At 56.9% G+C, this 17485-nt stretch carries 15 protein-coding genes; 8 read left to right on the forward strand and 7 right to left on the reverse strand.

Going from position 1 to position 17485, the window contains the following annotated elements; all coding sequences use genetic code 11:
- Positions 1-753, reverse strand: a complete 753-nt coding sequence (locus tag EQG79_RS08600; RefSeq protein WP_129601182.1) for a DeoR/GlpR family DNA-binding transcription regulator — start codon at positions 751-753, stop codon at positions 1-3.
- Between the two features lie 53 nt (positions 754-806).
- Here EQG79_RS08600 and EQG79_RS08605 point away from each other — a divergent pair, with 53 nt between their 5' ends.
- Positions 807-1397 carry an NUDIX domain-containing protein gene (locus EQG79_RS08605; protein ID WP_077921920.1) on the forward strand — a complete coding sequence of 197 codons (591 nt, stop codon included), beginning with the start codon at positions 807-809 and terminating at the stop codon, positions 1395-1397.
- 30 nt (positions 1398-1427) lie between these two features.
- Here the strand turns inward: EQG79_RS08605 and EQG79_RS08610 are convergent, their stop codons facing one another.
- Positions 1428-3944 (reverse strand): PIG-L family deacetylase, encoded by a 2517-nt coding sequence (locus EQG79_RS08610; RefSeq protein ID WP_129601183.1) that lies wholly within the window; start codon positions 3942-3944, stop codon positions 1428-1430.
- A gap of 225 nt (positions 3945-4169) precedes the next feature.
- Here EQG79_RS08610 and EQG79_RS08615 point away from each other — a divergent pair, with 225 nt between their 5' ends.
- Positions 4170-6866 carry a sodium-translocating pyrophosphatase gene (locus tag EQG79_RS08615; protein ID WP_077921919.1) on the forward strand — a complete coding sequence of 899 codons (2697 nt, stop codon included), beginning with the start codon at positions 4170-4172 and terminating at the stop codon, positions 6864-6866.
- A 125-nt stretch (positions 6867-6991) separates the two neighbouring features.
- On the forward strand, positions 6992-7759 hold the full coding sequence (locus tag EQG79_RS08620; RefSeq protein WP_129601184.1) for a hypothetical protein: 768 nt from the start codon (positions 6992-6994) through the stop codon (positions 7757-7759).
- 73 nt (positions 7760-7832) lie between these two features.
- On the opposite strand, the gene EQG79_RS08625 is transcribed toward EQG79_RS08620, so the two are convergent.
- From EQG79_RS08625 to EQG79_RS08635, 3 genes are all read right to left on the reverse strand, one after another.
- Positions 7833-8906 carry a saccharopine dehydrogenase family protein gene (locus EQG79_RS08625; protein ID WP_129601185.1) on the reverse strand — a complete coding sequence of 358 codons (1074 nt, stop codon included), beginning with the start codon at positions 8904-8906 and terminating at the stop codon, positions 7833-7835.
- Positions 8907-9012: 106 nt separating this feature from the next.
- Positions 9013-9579 (reverse strand): 50S ribosomal protein L25/general stress protein Ctc, encoded by a 567-nt coding sequence (locus EQG79_RS08630; protein ID WP_077921916.1) that lies wholly within the window; start codon positions 9577-9579, stop codon positions 9013-9015.
- 83 nt (positions 9580-9662) lie between these two features.
- The gene (locus EQG79_RS08635) at positions 9663-10604 is read right to left on the reverse strand and encodes a ribose-phosphate pyrophosphokinase (RefSeq protein ID WP_077921915.1); all 942 of its coding nucleotides are present in this window, start codon (positions 10602-10604) and stop codon (positions 9663-9665) included.
- Between the two features lie 172 nt (positions 10605-10776).
- Here EQG79_RS08635 and EQG79_RS08640 point away from each other — a divergent pair, with 172 nt between their 5' ends.
- Both EQG79_RS08640 and EQG79_RS08645 read left to right on the forward strand, forming a co-directional pair.
- The gene (locus tag EQG79_RS08640) at positions 10777-11946 is read left to right on the forward strand and encodes an acyl-CoA dehydrogenase family protein (protein ID WP_129601186.1); all 1170 of its coding nucleotides are present in this window, start codon (positions 10777-10779) and stop codon (positions 11944-11946) included.
- Positions 11927-12688, forward strand: a complete 762-nt coding sequence (locus EQG79_RS08645; protein ID WP_129601187.1) for a PIG-L deacetylase family protein — start codon at positions 11927-11929, stop codon at positions 12686-12688. The genes EQG79_RS08640 and EQG79_RS08645 overlap by 20 nt, the downstream gene beginning before the upstream one ends.
- Here EQG79_RS08645 and EQG79_RS08650 read toward each other — a convergent pair.
- Positions 12642-13547: an aldo/keto reductase gene (locus tag EQG79_RS08650; protein ID WP_129601188.1), complete on the reverse strand. Its 906-nt coding sequence runs from the start codon at positions 13545-13547 to the stop codon at positions 12642-12644. The genes EQG79_RS08645 and EQG79_RS08650 overlap by 47 nt on opposite strands.
- 154 nt (positions 13548-13701) lie before the next feature.
- Here EQG79_RS08650 and EQG79_RS08655 point away from each other — a divergent pair, with 154 nt between their 5' ends.
- A complete protein-coding gene (locus EQG79_RS08655; RefSeq protein ID WP_129601189.1) occupies positions 13702-15276 on the forward strand; it encodes a M81 family metallopeptidase in 1575 nt (524 codons plus the stop codon).
- A 193-nt stretch (positions 15277-15469) separates the two neighbouring features.
- Complete coding sequence (locus tag EQG79_RS08660; RefSeq protein WP_129601190.1) at positions 15470-16060, forward strand: class I SAM-dependent DNA methyltransferase; 591 nt, start codon at positions 15470-15472, stop codon at positions 16058-16060.
- A gap of 62 nt (positions 16061-16122) precedes the next feature.
- Here the strand turns inward: EQG79_RS08660 and EQG79_RS08665 are convergent, their stop codons facing one another.
- The gene (locus tag EQG79_RS08665; protein ID WP_077921758.1) at positions 16123-16524 is read right to left on the reverse strand and encodes a c-type cytochrome; all 402 of its coding nucleotides are present in this window, start codon (positions 16522-16524) and stop codon (positions 16123-16125) included.
- A gap of 172 nt (positions 16525-16696) precedes the next feature.
- On the opposite strand from EQG79_RS08665, the gene EQG79_RS08670 reads away from it, so the two are divergent.
- On the forward strand, positions 16697-17434 hold the full coding sequence (locus EQG79_RS08670) for a class I SAM-dependent methyltransferase (RefSeq protein WP_129601191.1): 738 nt from the start codon (positions 16697-16699) through the stop codon (positions 17432-17434).
- Positions 17435-17485: the final 51 nt, after the last annotated feature.

Raw genomic sequence — 17485 nt, forward strand, 5'->3', positions numbered from 1 at the left:
TTAGTTCATCACGGTAACCCCCGCCTGCCGGTAGGCGTCAACGACATCGGGTCGGGCCTCATTGTCCGTAATCAGGATGTCGAACAGGGTTAAGGGCGCAAAATAGAGGTATTTCTCGGTTTCTAATTTAGCGGAGTGACACAGCAGATACGTTGTTTCGGCCTGCCGGGCCATGGCTACGGCGGTGCTGGCTTCCCGTTCGCTATTGGCTGTCAGCCCTTTGCGCAGTGAAATGCCGTCAACGCCAATGAAGGCCCGGTTGGCTCGGTACCGCGCTATGTGCTCCTCGGCCATGAGCCCGTGTACTGCCTGCCGGTCTTTGTCCACTTCGCCCCCCACCAGATTCACCGATACCGAACTGTTTATCAACTCGGCTACGACCGGCAGCGAATTGGTGATGACCGTGATGCGCCGGTTGCGAATGAACGGGCATAACCGGAAAACGGTACTGCCACAATCCATAAAGAGTATGTCGCCTTCCTGAATGGTTTGAGCGGCCAGCTGGCAGATGTAATCTTTCTGGTCAGCGTTTACGGCGGCTTTGTTCTCAAATCGAAACGCATCGGTGGCCGCACTTACCTTCATAGCCCCGCCCCGCGTCCGGTAAACCAGCCCCTGGGCCGCCAGCTGTACCAAATCGCGCCGAACAGTCATGTCGGAGGTCTGCAACAAGTCGGCCAGTTCGCGTACATCCACCGAGCCGCGTTCCTCTACCGTTTGCACAATGAGCTGTTTGCGATTTTGGAAATTCATATCGTTTCTCTTCTTTTGTTCAAAAATAAACAACTTTAAACATAATCAAACAAATGGTAGCTGAACGCATTCGCATAACCGACGAGAAACTGCTGTCTGACAACTGGTATGTATTACGACGATATACCTTCGATTATCTGGGAAAAAACGGACAATGGACTACGCAGCAGCGCGAAGCCTATGATCGTGGCAACGGCGCGACCATCCTGCTGCACAATCCCGAAACCGACACCGTTATCCTGACCCGCCAGTTTCGGCTACCCACGTACGTAAACGGCAATGATACCGGTGGCCCACTGGCCGGTATGCTGATCGAAACCTGCGCCGGCCTGCTGGACAACGACGATCCGCAAACGGCTATTCTGCGCGAAACGGAAGAAGAAACCGGCTATCGGCTACAGTCGGTCGAGAAGGTAATGGAAGCGTATATGAGTCCCGGCTCGGTCACCGAGAAGCTATTCTTTTACCTCGCCGAATATACGGCCGATACCGAACGGGAAGCCGGTGGCGGGATCGACGAAGAGGAGATCGATATTCTGGAGCTGCCACTCAGTCAGGCCATGGCCATGATCGGAACAGGCGAGATCAGAGACGGCAAAACCATTATGCTGCTTCAGCACCTGCGGTTACGGCAACTGGCCTGACAATTCTGGTCAGGCCAGTTGATAGTCGGGCTATTTGCCGACCGAGATCAGGTTGGCAAACAGCCGGTAGGCGCCCGGTACACCCGCGGGCAGCTCCCGGAAAAAAACCAGTCCCGTATACATGTAATGGCCTTTGCCGTATCGGGCGTAAATCAGGCTACCCTTCTTGTCGGCTTCGTTCTGGTCATGGGCCGAGAAAATCGGTTCGTACGCTTTGTCCCAGTCCTGAGCGAAGTAGATGCCGCGTTCCTGCACCCAACCCGTAAAATCAGCGTCGGTAATTTTATTGGGTGTATTCAGGAGCGGGTGTTTCGGGTTCAGGAAGGTCATGGGCGCATCTTCTTCCGTAACCCGGTCGCGGCCAATCGTAAACGGATAAGGGCCCAGCTGAGCTACTTTGATGCCGCCATTGTTGACAAACCCACCCGGGGTCACGTACTGTACGATCATGGTGCCGCCGTTGCTGACGTAATCCATGAGTTTTTTCTGGTAGATACCGAGCCAGTCGTTGGTGTTGTAGGCCCGGACTCCGGCTATGATAGCGTCGTAGCCCGACAGGTCGCGGCTGAGCTCGGCGGGGCCGAGCTGGGTAACCCGGCACCCCATCTGTTGCAGGGCCGCGGGTACCTCATCCCCCGCGCCGACAATGTAGCCGATGTTTCTGGCCAGTACGTTCACATCCAGCTTCACCAGTTTGGCTTCGGCCGGCGGGAAGAGCGTCTGCGTCGGAATGTGTTTGTAGGCAATGGTCCGCAGCCCGGTCGTGAAGGTGCTGCCGTCGCCGGTTGTCATCGTGGCCCGGAGCAGCCCGTTCTGCGCCGTTGCCGCCGGCGATACGGTAAACGTCAGCCGCTGTTCATCGCCGGTATTGGCCAGGGAGAATGGCAGCGAAGCCGGCTCTACCCGCCAGCCAGCGGGCACGTTGAGCCGGAGGGTACCCGACACATTAGCTCGTCCGGCTTTCAGGATAACGTCGGCCGTTTTTGCTTTGGTATCGGCAAAGGTGAAGACGCGCTCGGAGAGATTAGCCGTTACGTCGGGCTGAATGATGAACGGCCGGTAAACTTCTCCCTCAACCGGATCGGTCGATTTGTAGACGACGGGACGGCGGTAGGCAAACCGCTGGCCGTCAATCTCGATGGTGTAGGTGGCCGACAAAGCCGCCGGGTTTTCGGGCAAACCGATCAGGGCCTGGTTGTCGACCTGAAAAACACCCTTCTCGATGGGTTTTTCGAGCCAGTAGGGCTGCGAGATTTTCTGCGTTTTCGGGATGGTCAGGGTGGTGGGCAGGGTTATTTGATCATTGGGTTTGAGCAGCACATTGAGCGTGCTGTCTTTGCCGGTTGAATATTGAACTTTTACCAGCCGCACCGGGCTGTCGGACCGGCCCACTACGGTGGTCGTCAGCTTGATGGTTTCGCCGGGTGTGGCGGCATAGCTGGCGGGGTTGGTTTCGAACCACAGGCCCAGGCATTGCTGAATCAGGGTCTGCACTTCCTCCCGCTTCGTGCGAACGTAGAGGTTAGTCGTGTCCAGCCGGCTGATGGCGCCGTACAGGCGTACTAGGCCACTAACCAGCCGGGCCGGCTGATCGGCCGAAAAGCTGCTGATCAGCTGGTCGACCTGCGGCTGAATAGCCTCGCCACCGGGCAGCCGTTTCCAACTCATGTCGATTCCTTCGAAAGGGTCGTTCTGAACCGGGTCGCCGTTTTTCAGCAGCAGGTAGTCTACTTTGGCTCCGCGGCTGGCCGGCACCCCAAACCCCTGGCTTTTGTGCTGACTGCGGCTTTCGGCGGCTATCTCGCCATACGATTTGCCCAGCAGCGGATTATAGAGCCCCGTTTCCAGTCCGATCAGGTTACCGGCTTCGTCGGGTTTTCGGTTGCTCAGAAACTGACCCGGGATAAACACATTCCAGAGAATGCGTTTTGCCTGCCAGGGTTTGACAAAGGCCAGCTGCTCCGGAAAGCGGGCGGGGTTGCCGGATATCTTGAACGCTTCTTCGGCCAGAAAACCCGAGGCACTATGATGGCCGTGACCCGCGCGGGCATCGGGCGGGAAACGGGTAATGATCACATCGGGCTGGTATTTACGAATCATCCAGACCACGTCGGCCAGCACTTTGTCCTGCCCCCAGGTGCGCACGGCCTCATCGGTCGACTTCGAAAAGCCGAAGTCATAGGCCCGGCTGAAGAACTGGTCGGGGCCGTCTATGCGCCGGGCGGCCAGCAACTCCTGGGTGCGGATGATACCGATGTTCTCGCCCTGTTCGGCACCGATCAGGTTTTGTCCGCCGTCGCCACGGGTCAATGACAGATAGCCCGTGCGCAGCAGCCGCTCTTTGGAGAGGTACGCCAGAAACAGCGTGTTTTCATCGTCGGGGTGGGCCGCTACGTACAGGACGGAGCCGAGTACATTCAGCTTTTTCAGGTTCGATAGGATCTCGCCCGGCGGGCTTGGCTTTATAGGGCCGTAAGGAACCTGAGCGGAGGTGATGGCGGCAGCAAACGCTGCGTATAGGGTAATCAGGTAGACAACAGGACGCACAGCGGGGTAGGTTTTCTGAAAAAGCAAAAATAAACAGCTAGCACACAGATTACTATTGGCGGCCCACTTTATACAGCCTCTTCGGGCGACAAACCCACATCGCTTGGAAAAAACGCAATTTTCCTCAGAAAAAGGCAAGTATTGGCGCTGTTTCGCTAGGTAATGCAGAGTCAAACTTTATCTTTGCGCGCAGTCCTATTTTTTCTAAACTCTATACAAAGTCGCATGAATAATAGTCTTTACATCGTCCCTTTTCTGGGTCTGGTGGGCCTGGCGGTGATGTTTGCCAAATTCGTATGGGTCTCCCGGCAGGACGCCGGTGACGCTCGAATGCAGGAAATCTCAGGGTATATTGCAGATGGTGCTATTGCCTTTCTAAAAGCCGAGTGGCGCGTCCTGATCATCTTCGGCCTCATTGTGGCCGTCCTCTTATCCTGGTCAGGCTCGCTGGTCGAAAATTCACACTGGAGCATCGGTATTGCCTTCGCCTTTGGGGCGTTCACTTCGGCGCTGGCCGGGTACATCGGCATGAAAATAGCCACCAAAGCCAACGTCCGCACGGCCCATGCCGCCCGCACCAGCCTGACGCGCGCCCTCGACGTATCCTTTACGGGCGGGTCAGTCATGGGGATCGGGGTAGCCGGTCTGGCCGTTTTAGGGCTTAGTGTGCTATTTATCATTCTTTATAATTTCTTCGTAGCCGGGGCCGAGTCGGTCAACGGCATATTGCCAGTCAATGGCATCCCGATGGAGCGCGCGCTCGAAGTACTGGCGGGTTTCTCGCTCGGCGCTGAGTCTATTGCGCTCTTTGCCCGGGTGGCTGGCGGAATTTATACCAAAGCGGCAGACGTAGGGGCCGACCTGGTTGGTAAAGTAGAAGCCGGCATTCCCGAAGATGACCCGCGCAACCCCGCTACCATTGCCGATAACGTAGGCGATAACGTGGGTGACGTGGCCGGTATGGGGGCTGACCTGTTCGGGTCCTATGTGGCTACGATTCTGGCTACCATGGTGCTGGGCCGCGAAATTATTATTCCGAACGACCCGATTATGGGTCATGCGCCCATCGTACTGCCGGTTCTGATTGCGGGTATGGGGCTGATCTTCTCGATTCTGGCCTGCTACCTCGTACGGGTGAAAGACGATAACGGCAACGTACAGGGGGCGCTGAACCTGGGCAACTGGGGGTCGATTATCCTGACCGTAGTGGCTTCGTACTTTCTGGTAGGCGCTATTCTCCCCGACACGACGATGCAGATTCGGGGGGTCGAGTTCACCCGTATGGACGTGTTCTACGCCATTCTGACGGGCCTGATCGTGGGGGCGCTGATGTCGACCATCACCGAGTATTACACCGCCATGGGCCGTCGGCCGGTGCTGTCCATTATCCGGCAGTCGGCAACGGGCGCGGCTACCAACATTATCGGGGGCCTGTCGGTCGGTATGGAATCGACGGTATTGCCCATTCTGGTACTGGCGGCTGGTATCTATACGTCCTATCATTTCGCAGGTCTGTACGGGGTGGCTATTTCGGCCGCCGGGATGATGGCGACTACCGCCATGCAGCTGGCCATCGATGCGTTCGGTCCCATTGCCGATAATGCCGGTGGTATCGCCGAAATGAGTTACCTGCCCGAAGAGGTACGGGGTCGTACGGATATTCTGGATGCGGTTGGTAACACCACCGCAGCTACCGGTAAAGGATTTGCCATTGCCTCCGCAGCGCTGACGGCGCTGGCGCTGTTTGCCGCTTTCGTTGGCATATCGGGTATTTCGGCCATCGATATTTACAAGGCCGATGTGTTGTCGGGCCTGTTCGTGGGCGGTATGATTCCGTATATTTTCTCCTCGCTGGCCATTGCGGCCGTGGGTCGGGCGGCCATGTCGATGGTTGAAGAGGTGCGCCGTCAGTTCCGCGAAATTCCGGGTATTATGGAAGGAACCGGCAAGCCGGAATACGAAAAATGCGTGGCTATCTCGACCCAGGCGTCTATCCGGGAGATGGTGCTGCCGGGGGCTATTGCGCTGACGGTGCCGGTGATCGTCGGTTTCATCTTCGGCCCCGAGGTGCTGGGCGGTCTGCTGGCCGGCGTAACGGTATCGGGGGTGCTGATGGGTATTTTCATGAACAACGCCGGTGGAGCCTGGGATAACGCCAAGAAGTCGTTCGAAAAAGGGGTGCTGATCAACGGCGAGATGTTCTACAAAAAATCGGAGCCGCACAAGGCGTCGGTAACGGGCGATACCGTGGGTGACCCGTTCAAAGATACATCGGGCCCATCGATGAACATCCTCATCAAGCTGATGTCGATCGTATCCCTGGTCATTGCGCCCTATATCGCCATCAAATCGTCGGATCAGCCGGGTCATGCCCGCGAAGGCATCGAAGCCGTTGGCGGTGTGGAAGGTGTCGATCTGGAAAAGTCGACCTCGGCCGATAACGCCAACGTGGCCACCCCCAACTTCACCCCAACCGACCTCACCCTCGATGGTGGCGTATTGCTGACGGGAGTCGACGTGGATGGGATCGAAGCCAGTCTGCTGAACTTCATTAAATCCGACAAACCCGTCGACAAAACGACCTGGTTCGATTTTGACCGGCTGACGTTCGAGACGGGCAGTGCTACCCTGAAGCCTGAGTCGCAGGAGCAGCTGAAGAACATTGCCGAAATCCTGAAAGCCTATCCGAACGTCAGCGTGAAGCTGGGCGGGTATACCGATAATACGGGCAACGCCGACGCCAACCTTAAGCTGTCGGGCGACCGCGCCCAGTCGGTAAAGAAAGAACTGACGGCGCTGGGTATTGCCGCTGATCGGCTGGAGTCGGAAGGGTATGGGCAGGAGCACCCGGTTGCCAGCAACGACACCGAAGAGGGCCGCGCTCAAAACCGCCGTATCTCCATCCGGGTGACGAAGAAATAACGAACGTACGCTTACTAAATAATACAGATCAAATGGCCAGTGTCGTAAGGAGACTGGCCATTTTTCGTTTATTTTAGCGAGATAAGGGCGTCTGGCAACCAGCGGCTTACACAACGGAAACCGTCATGAAGAAACGAGAGAAATTAGCGATCATTCGTCAGCATTACCCGAATGCAATGACCACTATTGATACCGTTAACCGGCTTATCGATTTTGTGGAAGATGAACTGGATCTGGAGCCCACGCAGATAATGATGGCCGACAGTATATGCAGCGATGACGTCAACAGCATCCAGTATCCGGCCCGGACGCATGAGTTTCTGGGGCCGTTTAAAATGGGCGGGCTAGATGGCTTTCCGTTTACCGGCCTGACCGGTATGGGGGCTTTTGCGAGCCACGTTCCGGATAACGGGGCCGTTTTTGTCTACTACGGTCCGCATATCGGGATCTCCAAAGACGGCACGGTTGGCCAGATTCATCGGTTTGGGCAGGCCAAGGTATCGAGCTGCTGCGGAGCCGCCAAAGGCGCGCTGAACCGGCTCCTGAACGATGCAATTGTAGCTGGCGAGGTGCGGGATATTGACTATCAGATGAACACCATTGAGCAGATTCTGCTGAACCACAAACAGCGAATCATCACGGCGCCGGTTCCGCTGTACGAAGCTACCGAAGTCATTTACGAGGCCATCGACGACCGAATCGGGGAGCTGGTGGCCAAAACCAGTTACAACTGTCAGTATGTGATTTTGATGGGAGCCATTCTGATCAATAGCGATACGGACATGGGCTCGTTCAGCGCTACCCGCCGGTTCGACGTCATCAATCTGACAACCAAAGCGCGTACAGACCTCCTCGACGCCCATTTTCCCTGCTATCAGCCTGTTCCGGCCTGAATGATTGGAGCCCCGCTGCCGTTGGCGTCAAAACCTACCCGTTGCCGTGAAAGCACGGCAACGGGTAGATGAGTTAAGCCGGCACGCTTGTTTCCTGCCGGAAGAATTGACCATTACGGGTTTCGAGAAAATCGGCGAAGGGAATATCTTCCTGCCTGATAAACCCTGTCTGGGGAAGCAGCCCATCCGCTACCAGTTCAACGACGGCCGCTACCGAACCGGCTGTGGTCCAGGAAATGGCCCGCCACGAATGACCGTCGATCAGACGGGGATGGTAGGCGCGGTAAAACTCTTCGCGGGCGAGCTGCCCGTTTTTCCAGCCTTCGACTACGGCATATACGTACACCACATCGTCCTGTACGGGTGGCTTGGCTTCGGTAAGCACTTTCTCGACCAGGGCGCGCTGATCTTTCAGGATCAGTTCATACAGCAAAAACCGCATCAGCCGGCAATGGCCCGGGTAGCGGATGGTTTTGTAGTTGAGCGTGTCGACCCGACCGGCGTAGGTTTCGCACATGGTACCCAGTCCGCCCGAGGTGCTGAAAGCTTCGAACTCCTGCCCTTCAATGTTGATCTGCTCGATGCCATCGAGGGCCGGTACCATCTTCACCTGTCCGTTGGCAATGACCTCGCAGTCGTTCAGGTATTCGTTGATGACGCCGGCCGGCGACCAGGTAAACGAGTACCCCAGCAGGCCGTTCGGATAGCGGGGCAGCGCACCCACGCGCAATTCAATATCGCGAAGCGTATCGAAGCGACCAGCCAGTTCGGCACCAACGATGCCGATCAGGCCCGGAGCCAGACCGCATTGGGGCGCCATAACGCCCCGTGCCGTTTTAGCCATCTCCCGAATCGCAGTCGTGGTGGGCACGTCTTCGGTAAGGTCGAAATAATGAATACCGGCCTCGTAGGCGGCACGGGCAATCGGGAGGTTGAGGTTATACGGCAGGCAGGACACCACGGCATCGAAACCGCTGACGGTATCGGCTAAGGTGCCCTCGTCGGTAACGTCGCCCGTTACTACCGGAAAAGGGACAGCTTCGGCGGGTGCCTGCCGATCGAGACCCGTTACGGTAAACCGCTTGTTGAGCAGCGTACCGACCAGCGAGCCAACTTTGCCCAGGCCTACCACTAGAATGGTCTTCATATGTAATGAATGGAAGTTGATGAGCGGGCAAAATACGCAAAAAGCCCACTCGGGTGAGTGGGCTTCCGCTAATCTATTAGTTTTACTGAACGACTTGCCAATCGGCTTATTTGCCAACCGTACCCCGCAGTGCGCGTGGGATTTCGATGCTGGCAACGGGGTTCGACGCCTGTTCGAGCATTTCGATGTTCGAAACCGGAATCTGACCCACACGAACTGATTTACCCAGATCGAGGCCGGTTACGTCCACGTCGATAAACTCAGGAATATTCTCGATGGTGCCTTTCACGCGCAGTTTCCGAACGCGGGTTACCAGCTTACCACCTTTCTGCACACCCGGTGCTGTACCGACCAGACGAACGGGTACGGCCAGTTTAACGGGTTTGCCCGGTACCACTTCCAGGAAGTCAACGTGCAGCAGCACATCACTTACCGGGTGGAATTGAGCCTCCTGCAGAACCGCCCGGTACTCGGTACCTTCGATGTTCAGCAGCACCTCAAATACATTGGGCGTATAGAGCAACTGGCGGAACAGAATAGCCGGTGCATAGAAATGTACCTGGCTCTCTCCGCCATACAATACGCACGGAACGTTGCCCTCGGCCCGAATCGCTTGTGATTCCGCACGGCCGAGATTCGCTCGTTGATACCCTACAATCTCGATTTGTTTCATACTGATAAAATTTAACTGGGTGAATAAGTGCCTGAGTGCTTCCGCGACGGGCAAAAAGCGCCATCTCGTAGTCACTCCATCACTTAATATCTAATAAACAAAGAACTAATAGATTCGTGATCACGGATGCGGCCGATGGCTTTGGCGAATAGCTCAGCCACGGATAGCACCTTAATTTTACTGTTCGGCTGTCGCAGCGGTAACGTATCAGCAACAACCAGTTCATCGAGTACCGAGCCGGCTATGTTTTCGTGGGCTTTGCCCGACATGACGGGGTGAGTACAAACCGCCCGCACCGACTGTGCGCCTTTCTCCAGGATAATCTGAGCCGCTTTGGCCATGGTACCGCCCGTATCGATCAAATCATCGACCAGTACGACGTTGGCGCCCTCTACATCGCCGATGACCTGCATCGACGCGATTTCGTTGGCCCGTTTGCGGTGTTTGTCGCACAGCACAATGTCGGCGTTGAAATGCTTGGCGAACGTACGGGCGCGGTTGGCGCCACCCACGTCCGGCGAGGCAATGACCAGATTGTCGAGGTTAAGACTCTTGATATAAGGCACAAACACCGACGTTCCTTCCAGATGGTCGACCGGGAAGTCGAAGAAACCCTGAATCTGTCCGGCGTGCAGGTCAATGGTCATCAGGCGATCGGCTCCCGATGCGGCCAGCATGTTAGCCATCAGTTTGGCCGCAATGGCAACGCGGGGCCGGTCCTTGCGGTCCTGACGGGCATAGCCAAAATAAGGAATGACCACCGTGACATAGTGCGCCGATGCGCGCCGGGCGGCATCGACCATCAGCAGCAGTTCCATCAGGTTATCGCCCGGAGGGGGCGTCGACTGGATCAGGAACACGTCGCATCCCCGAACCGATTCTTCAAAGCTGGGCGACATCTCGCCATCACTGAATCGCCGGCAGGTATAGCCGCCAAGATCTTTGCCGTAATAATGTGCAATTTTCTCAGCCAGATAGGTGGATTGACTGCCCGAAAAAATCTTAACCGGATTAAACGAAGCCATTGATGCTGGACAAATTTCCCGCAAAGGTACGAAAAAAACGGGCGTCCCCAGCAGGTTTCCCGCATATTATGGACGAAGATCGGCGATCCATCCCGACGGACCTCTCGATAAGATAGTGGTTTGAAAGGGAAAGTGGACTAAACATTTGGCTCGAACCGGGCCTTGTCTGGCTATGACAGTAGTTCAGACCGACAGCCCCAGACCGACGGCGCCGACCATGCCCGATGCCGGACAGCTGCACCAGCTTATCCAGAACATAGCCGATCAGGCTGCTCAGACCGATCGTGACGATGCCTTTCCAGAGGCTGTTTTTGCGTGGCTGGCCGAAGCCGGTTTGCTGGCCGTTACCCTGCCCGGCCATCCCCTCGACCCCCAACAGGCCAACACGGCCTGGTTGCTCCAGTTGCTGAAACGTATCGGCGCCGGTAATCTGGCCGTGGGGCGGGTTTATGAAGGACATATCAACGCCTTGCAACTGATAGCCCAGTATGCCAGTACGGAGCAGAAACAGAGATGGTATGCCGACGTAGAACAGGCCAACCGGCTCTTCAGTGTCTGGAACACCCAGGCGGGCGACGGCGTCCGTATCCACGCGCTGGGTGGAGGGCGATATGAGCTCGAAGGCGCTAAAACATTCGGCTCGGGCTCGGGCTGGATTCAGCGACCACTGGTAACCGGTGAGCTGGTAGGGCAGGGCCGCTCAGGCTGGCAGATGTGCATCGTTCCAACCGAACAAGTGAAAGCCATTCCGCAGGACGATCAGTTCTGGCAACCCCTGGGCATGCGGGCGTCGGTAAGCTATAAACTCGACTTTACGGGGGTAGTGCTGGACGAGGCCGACCTGCTGGGCCAGCCCGGCGATTACTTCCGGCAGCCGCACTTCAGCGGGGGAGCAATCCGGTTTGCAGCGGTACAACTGGGCGGGGCCGAAGCGCTGTATGAAGCAACTCGCTCTTTCCTGTCGTCGATGAACCGAACCGACGATCCGTTTCAGCAGGCCCGGCTCGCTGAGATGGCCTATCTGATCGAATCGGGCAATCAGTGGATCAACGCGGCTGGTGCCAAAGCCGACGACTGGCTGGCACAAGAACAGGAAGCCGGACGACTGGTCGCCTATGCGAACATGACCCGGACTGCTATCGAAGAAATATGCCTGCGCGTAATGCCGCTGGCGGAACGCTCGGTGGGAGCCAGGGGACTAATGCGACCGCTGCCCTTTGAACGGATTCACCGCGACCTGACCTTCTACCTGCGCCAACCCGCCCCCGACGCCACCCTGGTCGACATTGGCCGGTACGTGCTGCATAATACCACCCCCGCTCATGATCTCTGGCATAGATAAAAAACACGTGCTGGACGAGCGGGCTCACCCCATCGATCCGGCTGACCTGCACCAGATTGGCAACGCGCTGATCATTGCTCCTCACCCGGACGATGAGTCGCTAGGCTGCGGAGGGACCATTGCCTTACTACGGCAGCAGGGATATGAGGTACATGTACTATTCGTGAGTGATGGCACCATGTCGCACCCCAACTCGCCCAGCTACCCCGCCGACCGACTGCGCCAGGTTCGGGAAGCCGAAGCCCTCCAGGCTGTCGACCGGCTGGATGTCCCGGCCAGCAACGCCCTGTTCATGCGGCTGAAAGACCGGCAGGTACCCACACCAGCCCAAGCCAGCTTCCCGGATGCGGTTGCGCAGATGCGGCAGTTGCTGATCAGGAGTAAACCTACTACGGTGTTTGTGCCCTGGCGCCGTGATCCTCACCCCGACCATCGGGCGTCGTGGCAGATACTAAACGCGGTCTTGGCGGACTTGCCCTACCAGCCGCGGGTGCTCGAATACCTGATCTGGCTCTGGGAGCTGGGCGACGAGCGCGATATGCCCGGTCCTGAAGAAATGCGGGTTTGGCAGGTTCCAATCGGCTCGGTCATGGCCCAGCGCGACGAAGCCATTGCGGCCCATCGCTCGCAGGTGACGCGAATGATCGACGATGACCCCACCGCGTTCTACCTGTCGCCGGAGCTGCTGGCCCACTTCAACGCTCCGCGTGAGCTGTTTCTGGAAGCCATCCAAAAGGAATAATCCTGATATAAAGTAACCAGTCGGGGTTCAGGCCTGATCCGCCAATGTAGGGCAGCTTGTTGATGGCCAGCATGTCGGCCTCGCTGATGGTAAAATCAAAAACGTCTGTATTGGCTTTGATTCGCTCGGGCGTCACCGATTTGGGCAGGGGCAGGGTTCCGTTCTGCAGGCACCAGCGGATACACAACTGGGCTACCGACTTGTTATAATGACTGGCTAGTTCGGCCAGCGTTTCGTTACCGAGCATTTTGCCGGTACCCAGCGGTCCCCAGGCTTCGATCAGGATGTTGTGCTGCCGGCAGAAGTCGACCGTTTCGGCCTGTGTCTGCCCCGGGTGGTATTCGATCTGGTTGATGGCTGGTATTACATCGGCTTTGTCCATCAGCGCGTCCAGGTGGTGGGGCAGGAAGTTACTGGTGCCGATGGCCTTGATCCGTCCGTCTTGGTGCAGCTGCTCAAACGCCCGCCAGGTATCGGCGTTGATGGCCTGCCAATCTGAATACCGGCGCGCATTGGCGGGCCAGTGAATCAGGTATAGGTCGAGGTAGTCGAGTTGCAGGTCAGCCAGCGTTTTCTCAAACGCCTTCATGGTTTTATCGTAGCCGCGCTCCGTATTCCATAGCTTACTGGTGATGAATAGTTCCGTCCTGTCGACGCCCGACTCGGCCAGGGCGGTTCCGATGCTGGTTTCGTTGCCATAGACTGCCGCCGTGTCAATGTGTCGATAACCGGCATCGAGAGCGGCTTTGACGGCCGAGATGGCAGTATCGCCGTCGGGTGTTTGCCAGGTTCCGAAGCCAACGCCCGGAATGGAGGTACCGTTGTTTAAGGTGTATGTGTCTGTGATCGACTCAATCATGATACAGGTACTGTTTATTTGGGTTATTGTACCTATAAACTACCCGACCGGGCGGCTTTGTTCATACCTGTTCGGGCCCGGCAGGGTCCGTCTAAACCCTATGTACAGTATAGAGTGTCTTCGGAAAACAGGCCGTATCGCTTAACTTGGGGCCATGAAACAGCTTCTCGCAGGATTTGTCATCTGGTTTTCGGTCAGTACCAACGGACTGGCCCAGTCGACGGGGCAGCCCGGTCCCGCCAAACTACCCCGCATTGCCATTGCCGGTCTGGGCATTGAGTCGAGCACGTTTTCGCCGGCGCTGACCCACGAAGAAGCATTCCATGCGCGGTATGGCCCGGAGGTGTTCAATGCCTATCCGTTCATGATGCCGGTGTCGCCCCTGCGTAAACAGGCGCTCTGGCTGCCTACCGTTGTCGGTAAATCGCTGCCGGGCGGAGCCGTAACGCGGGAGGCCTACGAGTCGCTGGTGACCAAAACCCTCGATTCACTGAAGAAGTACGGCCCTTACGACGGACTCTATTTCGACATCCACGGCGCTATGAGTGTGGTCGGACTCGACGATCCGGAAGGGGATTTCCTGACTCGCATCCGGCAGGTGATTGGCTACAAAACGATTGTTTCGACATCTATGGATCTGCATGGCAACGTGTCGTGGCGATTGGCTCAGCAGACAGACCTGATGACCTGCTACCGGATGGCTCCGCACGAAGACGCCATGCAAACCAAAGAACGGGCCGTAGTCAACCTGCTCGAGCGTATCAAAAGCGGGAAGGGCAAACCCGCCTACAAAGCCTGGATACCCGTGCCAATCCTGCTGCCGGGCGAGAAAACCAGCACCCGCATCGAGCCAGGCCGGAGCCTGTATCAGCAGGTAGAACCAGCCTCGAAGCAGGTTGGTATTGTTGATGCCGCCATCTGGATCGGCTACGCCTGGGCCGACGAACCCCGCAATCAGGCGGTGGTGATGGTTACCGGCGACGATAAAGCCGCCGTAACCCAGGCGGCTGAGAAACTGGCCCGCAACTTCTGGAGCGTTCGGCATCAGTTCGACTTCGTTGCTCCTACCGGTCCGCTGGAAAAATGCCTGGCCGACGCGCTGGCCAGCCCCAAACATCCGTTTTTTATCAGCGATACGGGCGATAACCCGACGGCGGGTGGAGCGGGCGACGTAACCTGGACCCTCACCCAGCTGCTGGCCCGACCCGAATTTCAAAAAGCCGACGGCCCGTCGCTGATTTACGCGTCGATTCCCGATGCGGACCTGGTGCAGAAAGCCATCGCGGCCGGTGTGGGTGGTTTGGTAGAAGGAACGGCTGGTGCCCGGGTTGATGCGCGGTTTGCGTCCCCCGTCAAACTTAAAGGAACGGTAACCTCAATCGTTCGTGGGGATAAAGATGCGGAAGTGGAAGTCGTCGTCAACGTGGGCAGTATCTACGTCATCGTCACCCAGAAACGGAAGCCCTACCATAAGGAAATCGATTTTACCCGGCTCGGCCTCAAGCCCCGCGAAGCCGATATCGTTGTGGTCAAGATTGGCTATCTCGAACCTGAGCTCTATGCCATGCAGCAGGGCTGGATTATGGCCCTGACACCCGGTGGCGTCAATCAGGATCTGGCCCGGCTTCCCTACAAGCGCATCCGACGGCCCATGTTCCCGTTCGACAAAGACATGAAAACGCCCGATCTGTCGGCCCAACTGGTGCCCATCTCCGGAACGTCGAAATAAGCGCTGCCCGTCCGTTAATTGAACGATTGCCGAAAGGCGACGGGCGATAAGCTGGTATGGCTCTTAACTGGTTTGCTGAACGACTGAGGGTATGAACGGGCGGCTGTAGCAACGCTTATCTGATCAAACAATCTGCCTGCTTTGGGCTTTCTTACAGTATTGGAATCATCAGCAATCAGATAACCTGCTCAACGTGGCTACTAACACCCTTCCAGCAACTTACTTCGACGATGTATACCGCGCCAGCGATGATCCGTGGGCGTTTGCAACAAGCCCCTACGAACGAGCTAAATACGAAGCAACCGTAGCCGCTCTGCCCAATGCCCACTATCACAACGGGTTTGAAATAGGCTGCTCGATCGGGGTGCTGAGCGAGATGCTGGCCCGCCGTTGTGAGCAGCTGCTGTCGGTCGATGCCAGTGAACTGCCGCTGAAAACGGCCCGGCAGCGACTGGCTCCCTATACACATGTCAGCATCGAACAGATGGCCATTCCGGACCAGTTTCCGGACGGACCGTTCGATCTGATTCTGCTGTCGGAGGTGGGCTATTACCTCTCGCTCGATGACCTGACCCGGGCGCGGCAGCGAATGATCGATACCCTCTCGCCCGGTGGGCACCTGCTGCTCGTACACTGGACACCCGTAGTCCCTGACTATCCGCTGACGGGCGATCAGGTGCATGACCATTTCATGGCTATTGCCGGCGCTGGCCAGCCCCTGACCCATCGGCTGAACCAGCGGGCCGACACCTACCGGCTCGATTTGTTTCAGAAACAGCTGTGACATTGACGGCACAAAAAAACGCGATGGATGGCTCCACCGCGTTTTTTTGTGCCGTCAACAACCTACGATTTCTTGGTTGTCGTCTTTTTGGTCGTTGTCGACTTTTTGGTGCTGGTCTTCTTGCCCGTATCATCGAGCGAGTTGATCCAGACGGCCAGTTTCATCGCATCTTCCTTGGGAACCTGCTTCATGGCAGCCATTGGAGGGTAGCCCGGCCAGTTGGTAGGAACGGGATTGTAGATCAGGTCTACAATCTTCTCATTCGAATAGTTTTTCTTGGCCACATCAACGTACGCCGGACCTACCAGCCGCTGGTTGGGGCGGTGGCAGGCAATGCAGGTATATTTGCTCATCAGCGCATTCATATCTGCCGGAATATCGGCTGTTGGTGCCTGTGCGTTAACGTTGAATGCAGCTACGGTCAAAGCGGTCGTAGCGAGGAGGGTACCAAACAATTTTTTCATGTGAACCGGGTAAGCGATTAATTGGAAAAAAGAATAGCAGGCTATAGGCAAGCCTCACAAAAATAGAGGCTTCAGGATGATAAGCCAATCGAGGCTTGGGATTTTCCTACTAAAACAATTGTCAGACAATAGTTTCTTTAAATCGTTTAAAATAAAAACACATTTTTTTTCAATGACACCCATCGACCGTTTCTCCGGGCATGCCGGCCTGTACGCTCAGTATCGGATTGATTATCCGGCCGAGTTATTCGATTTCGTGCTCTCATTCGTCACAGATCGGCAAAACGCCTGGGATTGTGCCACGGGTAACGGGCAGGTGGCGGGTGCTCTGGCCGAGGTGTTTTCGCATGTCGACGCTACCGATATCAGCGAAGCCCAGCTGGCGCAGGCCGTACAGCACCCGGCCATACATTATCAGCTCTGCACAGCCGAACAGACGCCCTTCGCCGACCATACGTTCGATCTCGTCACGGTGGCGCAGGCGCTCCACTGGTTCGACGTAGAGGCTTTTCACCGGGAGGTTCGGCGGGTGGCCAAACCGGGTGCCGTACTGGCCGAGTGGGGGTACGGTCTGGTAGCACTGGGGGAGGAGCTCGACGCTGTGCTGGTTGATTTCTACCGGAACCGGGTCGGGCCGTACTGGGATCCGCAACGCGCCTACATCGATAATGCCTACGCCACGCTGCCATTTCCGTTTGCCGATCGGCAGCAGGCGTCGTTCACCATTCGGCGCAGCTGGACACTGGATCGGTTCCTGAACTACCTCCGAACGTGGTCGGCTGTACGTCAGTATATGCACGAGAACGAAGAAGATCCGGTCATCCACCTGGGCGAAACGCTCAAACCCGTTTGGGGGGCGGGAGAGCGGGAGGTTCAGTTTCCGGTGTTTCTGCGGCTGGGGCGGGTGTAAGTTTCGACCCGGGGCCAGGTCGGGCGTATCGACCTGAAAAAAAACGATTTA

The sequence above is a fragment of the Spirosoma sordidisoli genome, assembly GCF_004138325.1.
Classification (GTDB): domain Bacteria; phylum Bacteroidota; class Bacteroidia; order Cytophagales; family Spirosomataceae; genus Spirosoma; species Spirosoma sordidisoli.

What these genes read in the sequence shown, in the direction of transcription:
- EQG79_RS08640 (WP_129601186.1), top strand. Translation starts at nt 10,777, where the DNA reads ATGACAGTAGTTCAGACCGACAGCCCCAGACCGACGGCGCCGACCATG.
- EQG79_RS08650 (WP_129601188.1), bottom strand. Translation starts at nt 13,547, where the DNA reads ATGATTGAGTCGATCACAGACACATACACCTTAAACAACGGTACCTCC.
- EQG79_RS08615 (WP_077921919.1), top strand. Translation starts at nt 4,170, where the DNA reads ATGAATAATAGTCTTTACATCGTCCCTTTTCTGGGTCTGGTGGGCCTG.
- EQG79_RS08625 (WP_129601185.1), bottom strand. Translation starts at nt 8,906, where the DNA reads ATGAAGACCATTCTAGTGGTAGGCCTGGGCAAAGTTGGCTCGCTGGTC.
- EQG79_RS08635 (WP_077921915.1), bottom strand. Translation starts at nt 10,604, where the DNA reads ATGGCTTCGTTTAATCCGGTTAAGATTTTTTCGGGCAGTCAATCCACC.
- EQG79_RS08645 (WP_129601187.1), top strand. Translation starts at nt 11,927, where the DNA reads ATGATCTCTGGCATAGATAAAAAACACGTGCTGGACGAGCGGGCTCAC.
- EQG79_RS08600 (WP_129601182.1), bottom strand. Translation starts at nt 753, where the DNA reads ATGAATTTCCAAAATCGCAAACAGCTCATTGTGCAAACGGTAGAGGAA.
- EQG79_RS08670 (WP_129601191.1), top strand. Translation starts at nt 16,697, where the DNA reads ATGACACCCATCGACCGTTTCTCCGGGCATGCCGGCCTGTACGCTCAG.
- EQG79_RS08655 (WP_129601189.1), top strand. Translation starts at nt 13,702, where the DNA reads ATGAAACAGCTTCTCGCAGGATTTGTCATCTGGTTTTCGGTCAGTACC.
- EQG79_RS08605 (WP_077921920.1), top strand. Translation starts at nt 807, where the DNA reads ATGGTAGCTGAACGCATTCGCATAACCGACGAGAAACTGCTGTCTGAC.
- EQG79_RS08665 (WP_077921758.1), bottom strand. Translation starts at nt 16,524, where the DNA reads ATGAAAAAATTGTTTGGTACCCTCCTCGCTACGACCGCTTTGACCGTA.
- EQG79_RS08620 (WP_129601184.1), top strand. Translation starts at nt 6,992, where the DNA reads ATGAAGAAACGAGAGAAATTAGCGATCATTCGTCAGCATTACCCGAAT.
- EQG79_RS08630 (WP_077921916.1), bottom strand. Translation starts at nt 9,579, where the DNA reads ATGAAACAAATCGAGATTGTAGGGTATCAACGAGCGAATCTCGGCCGT.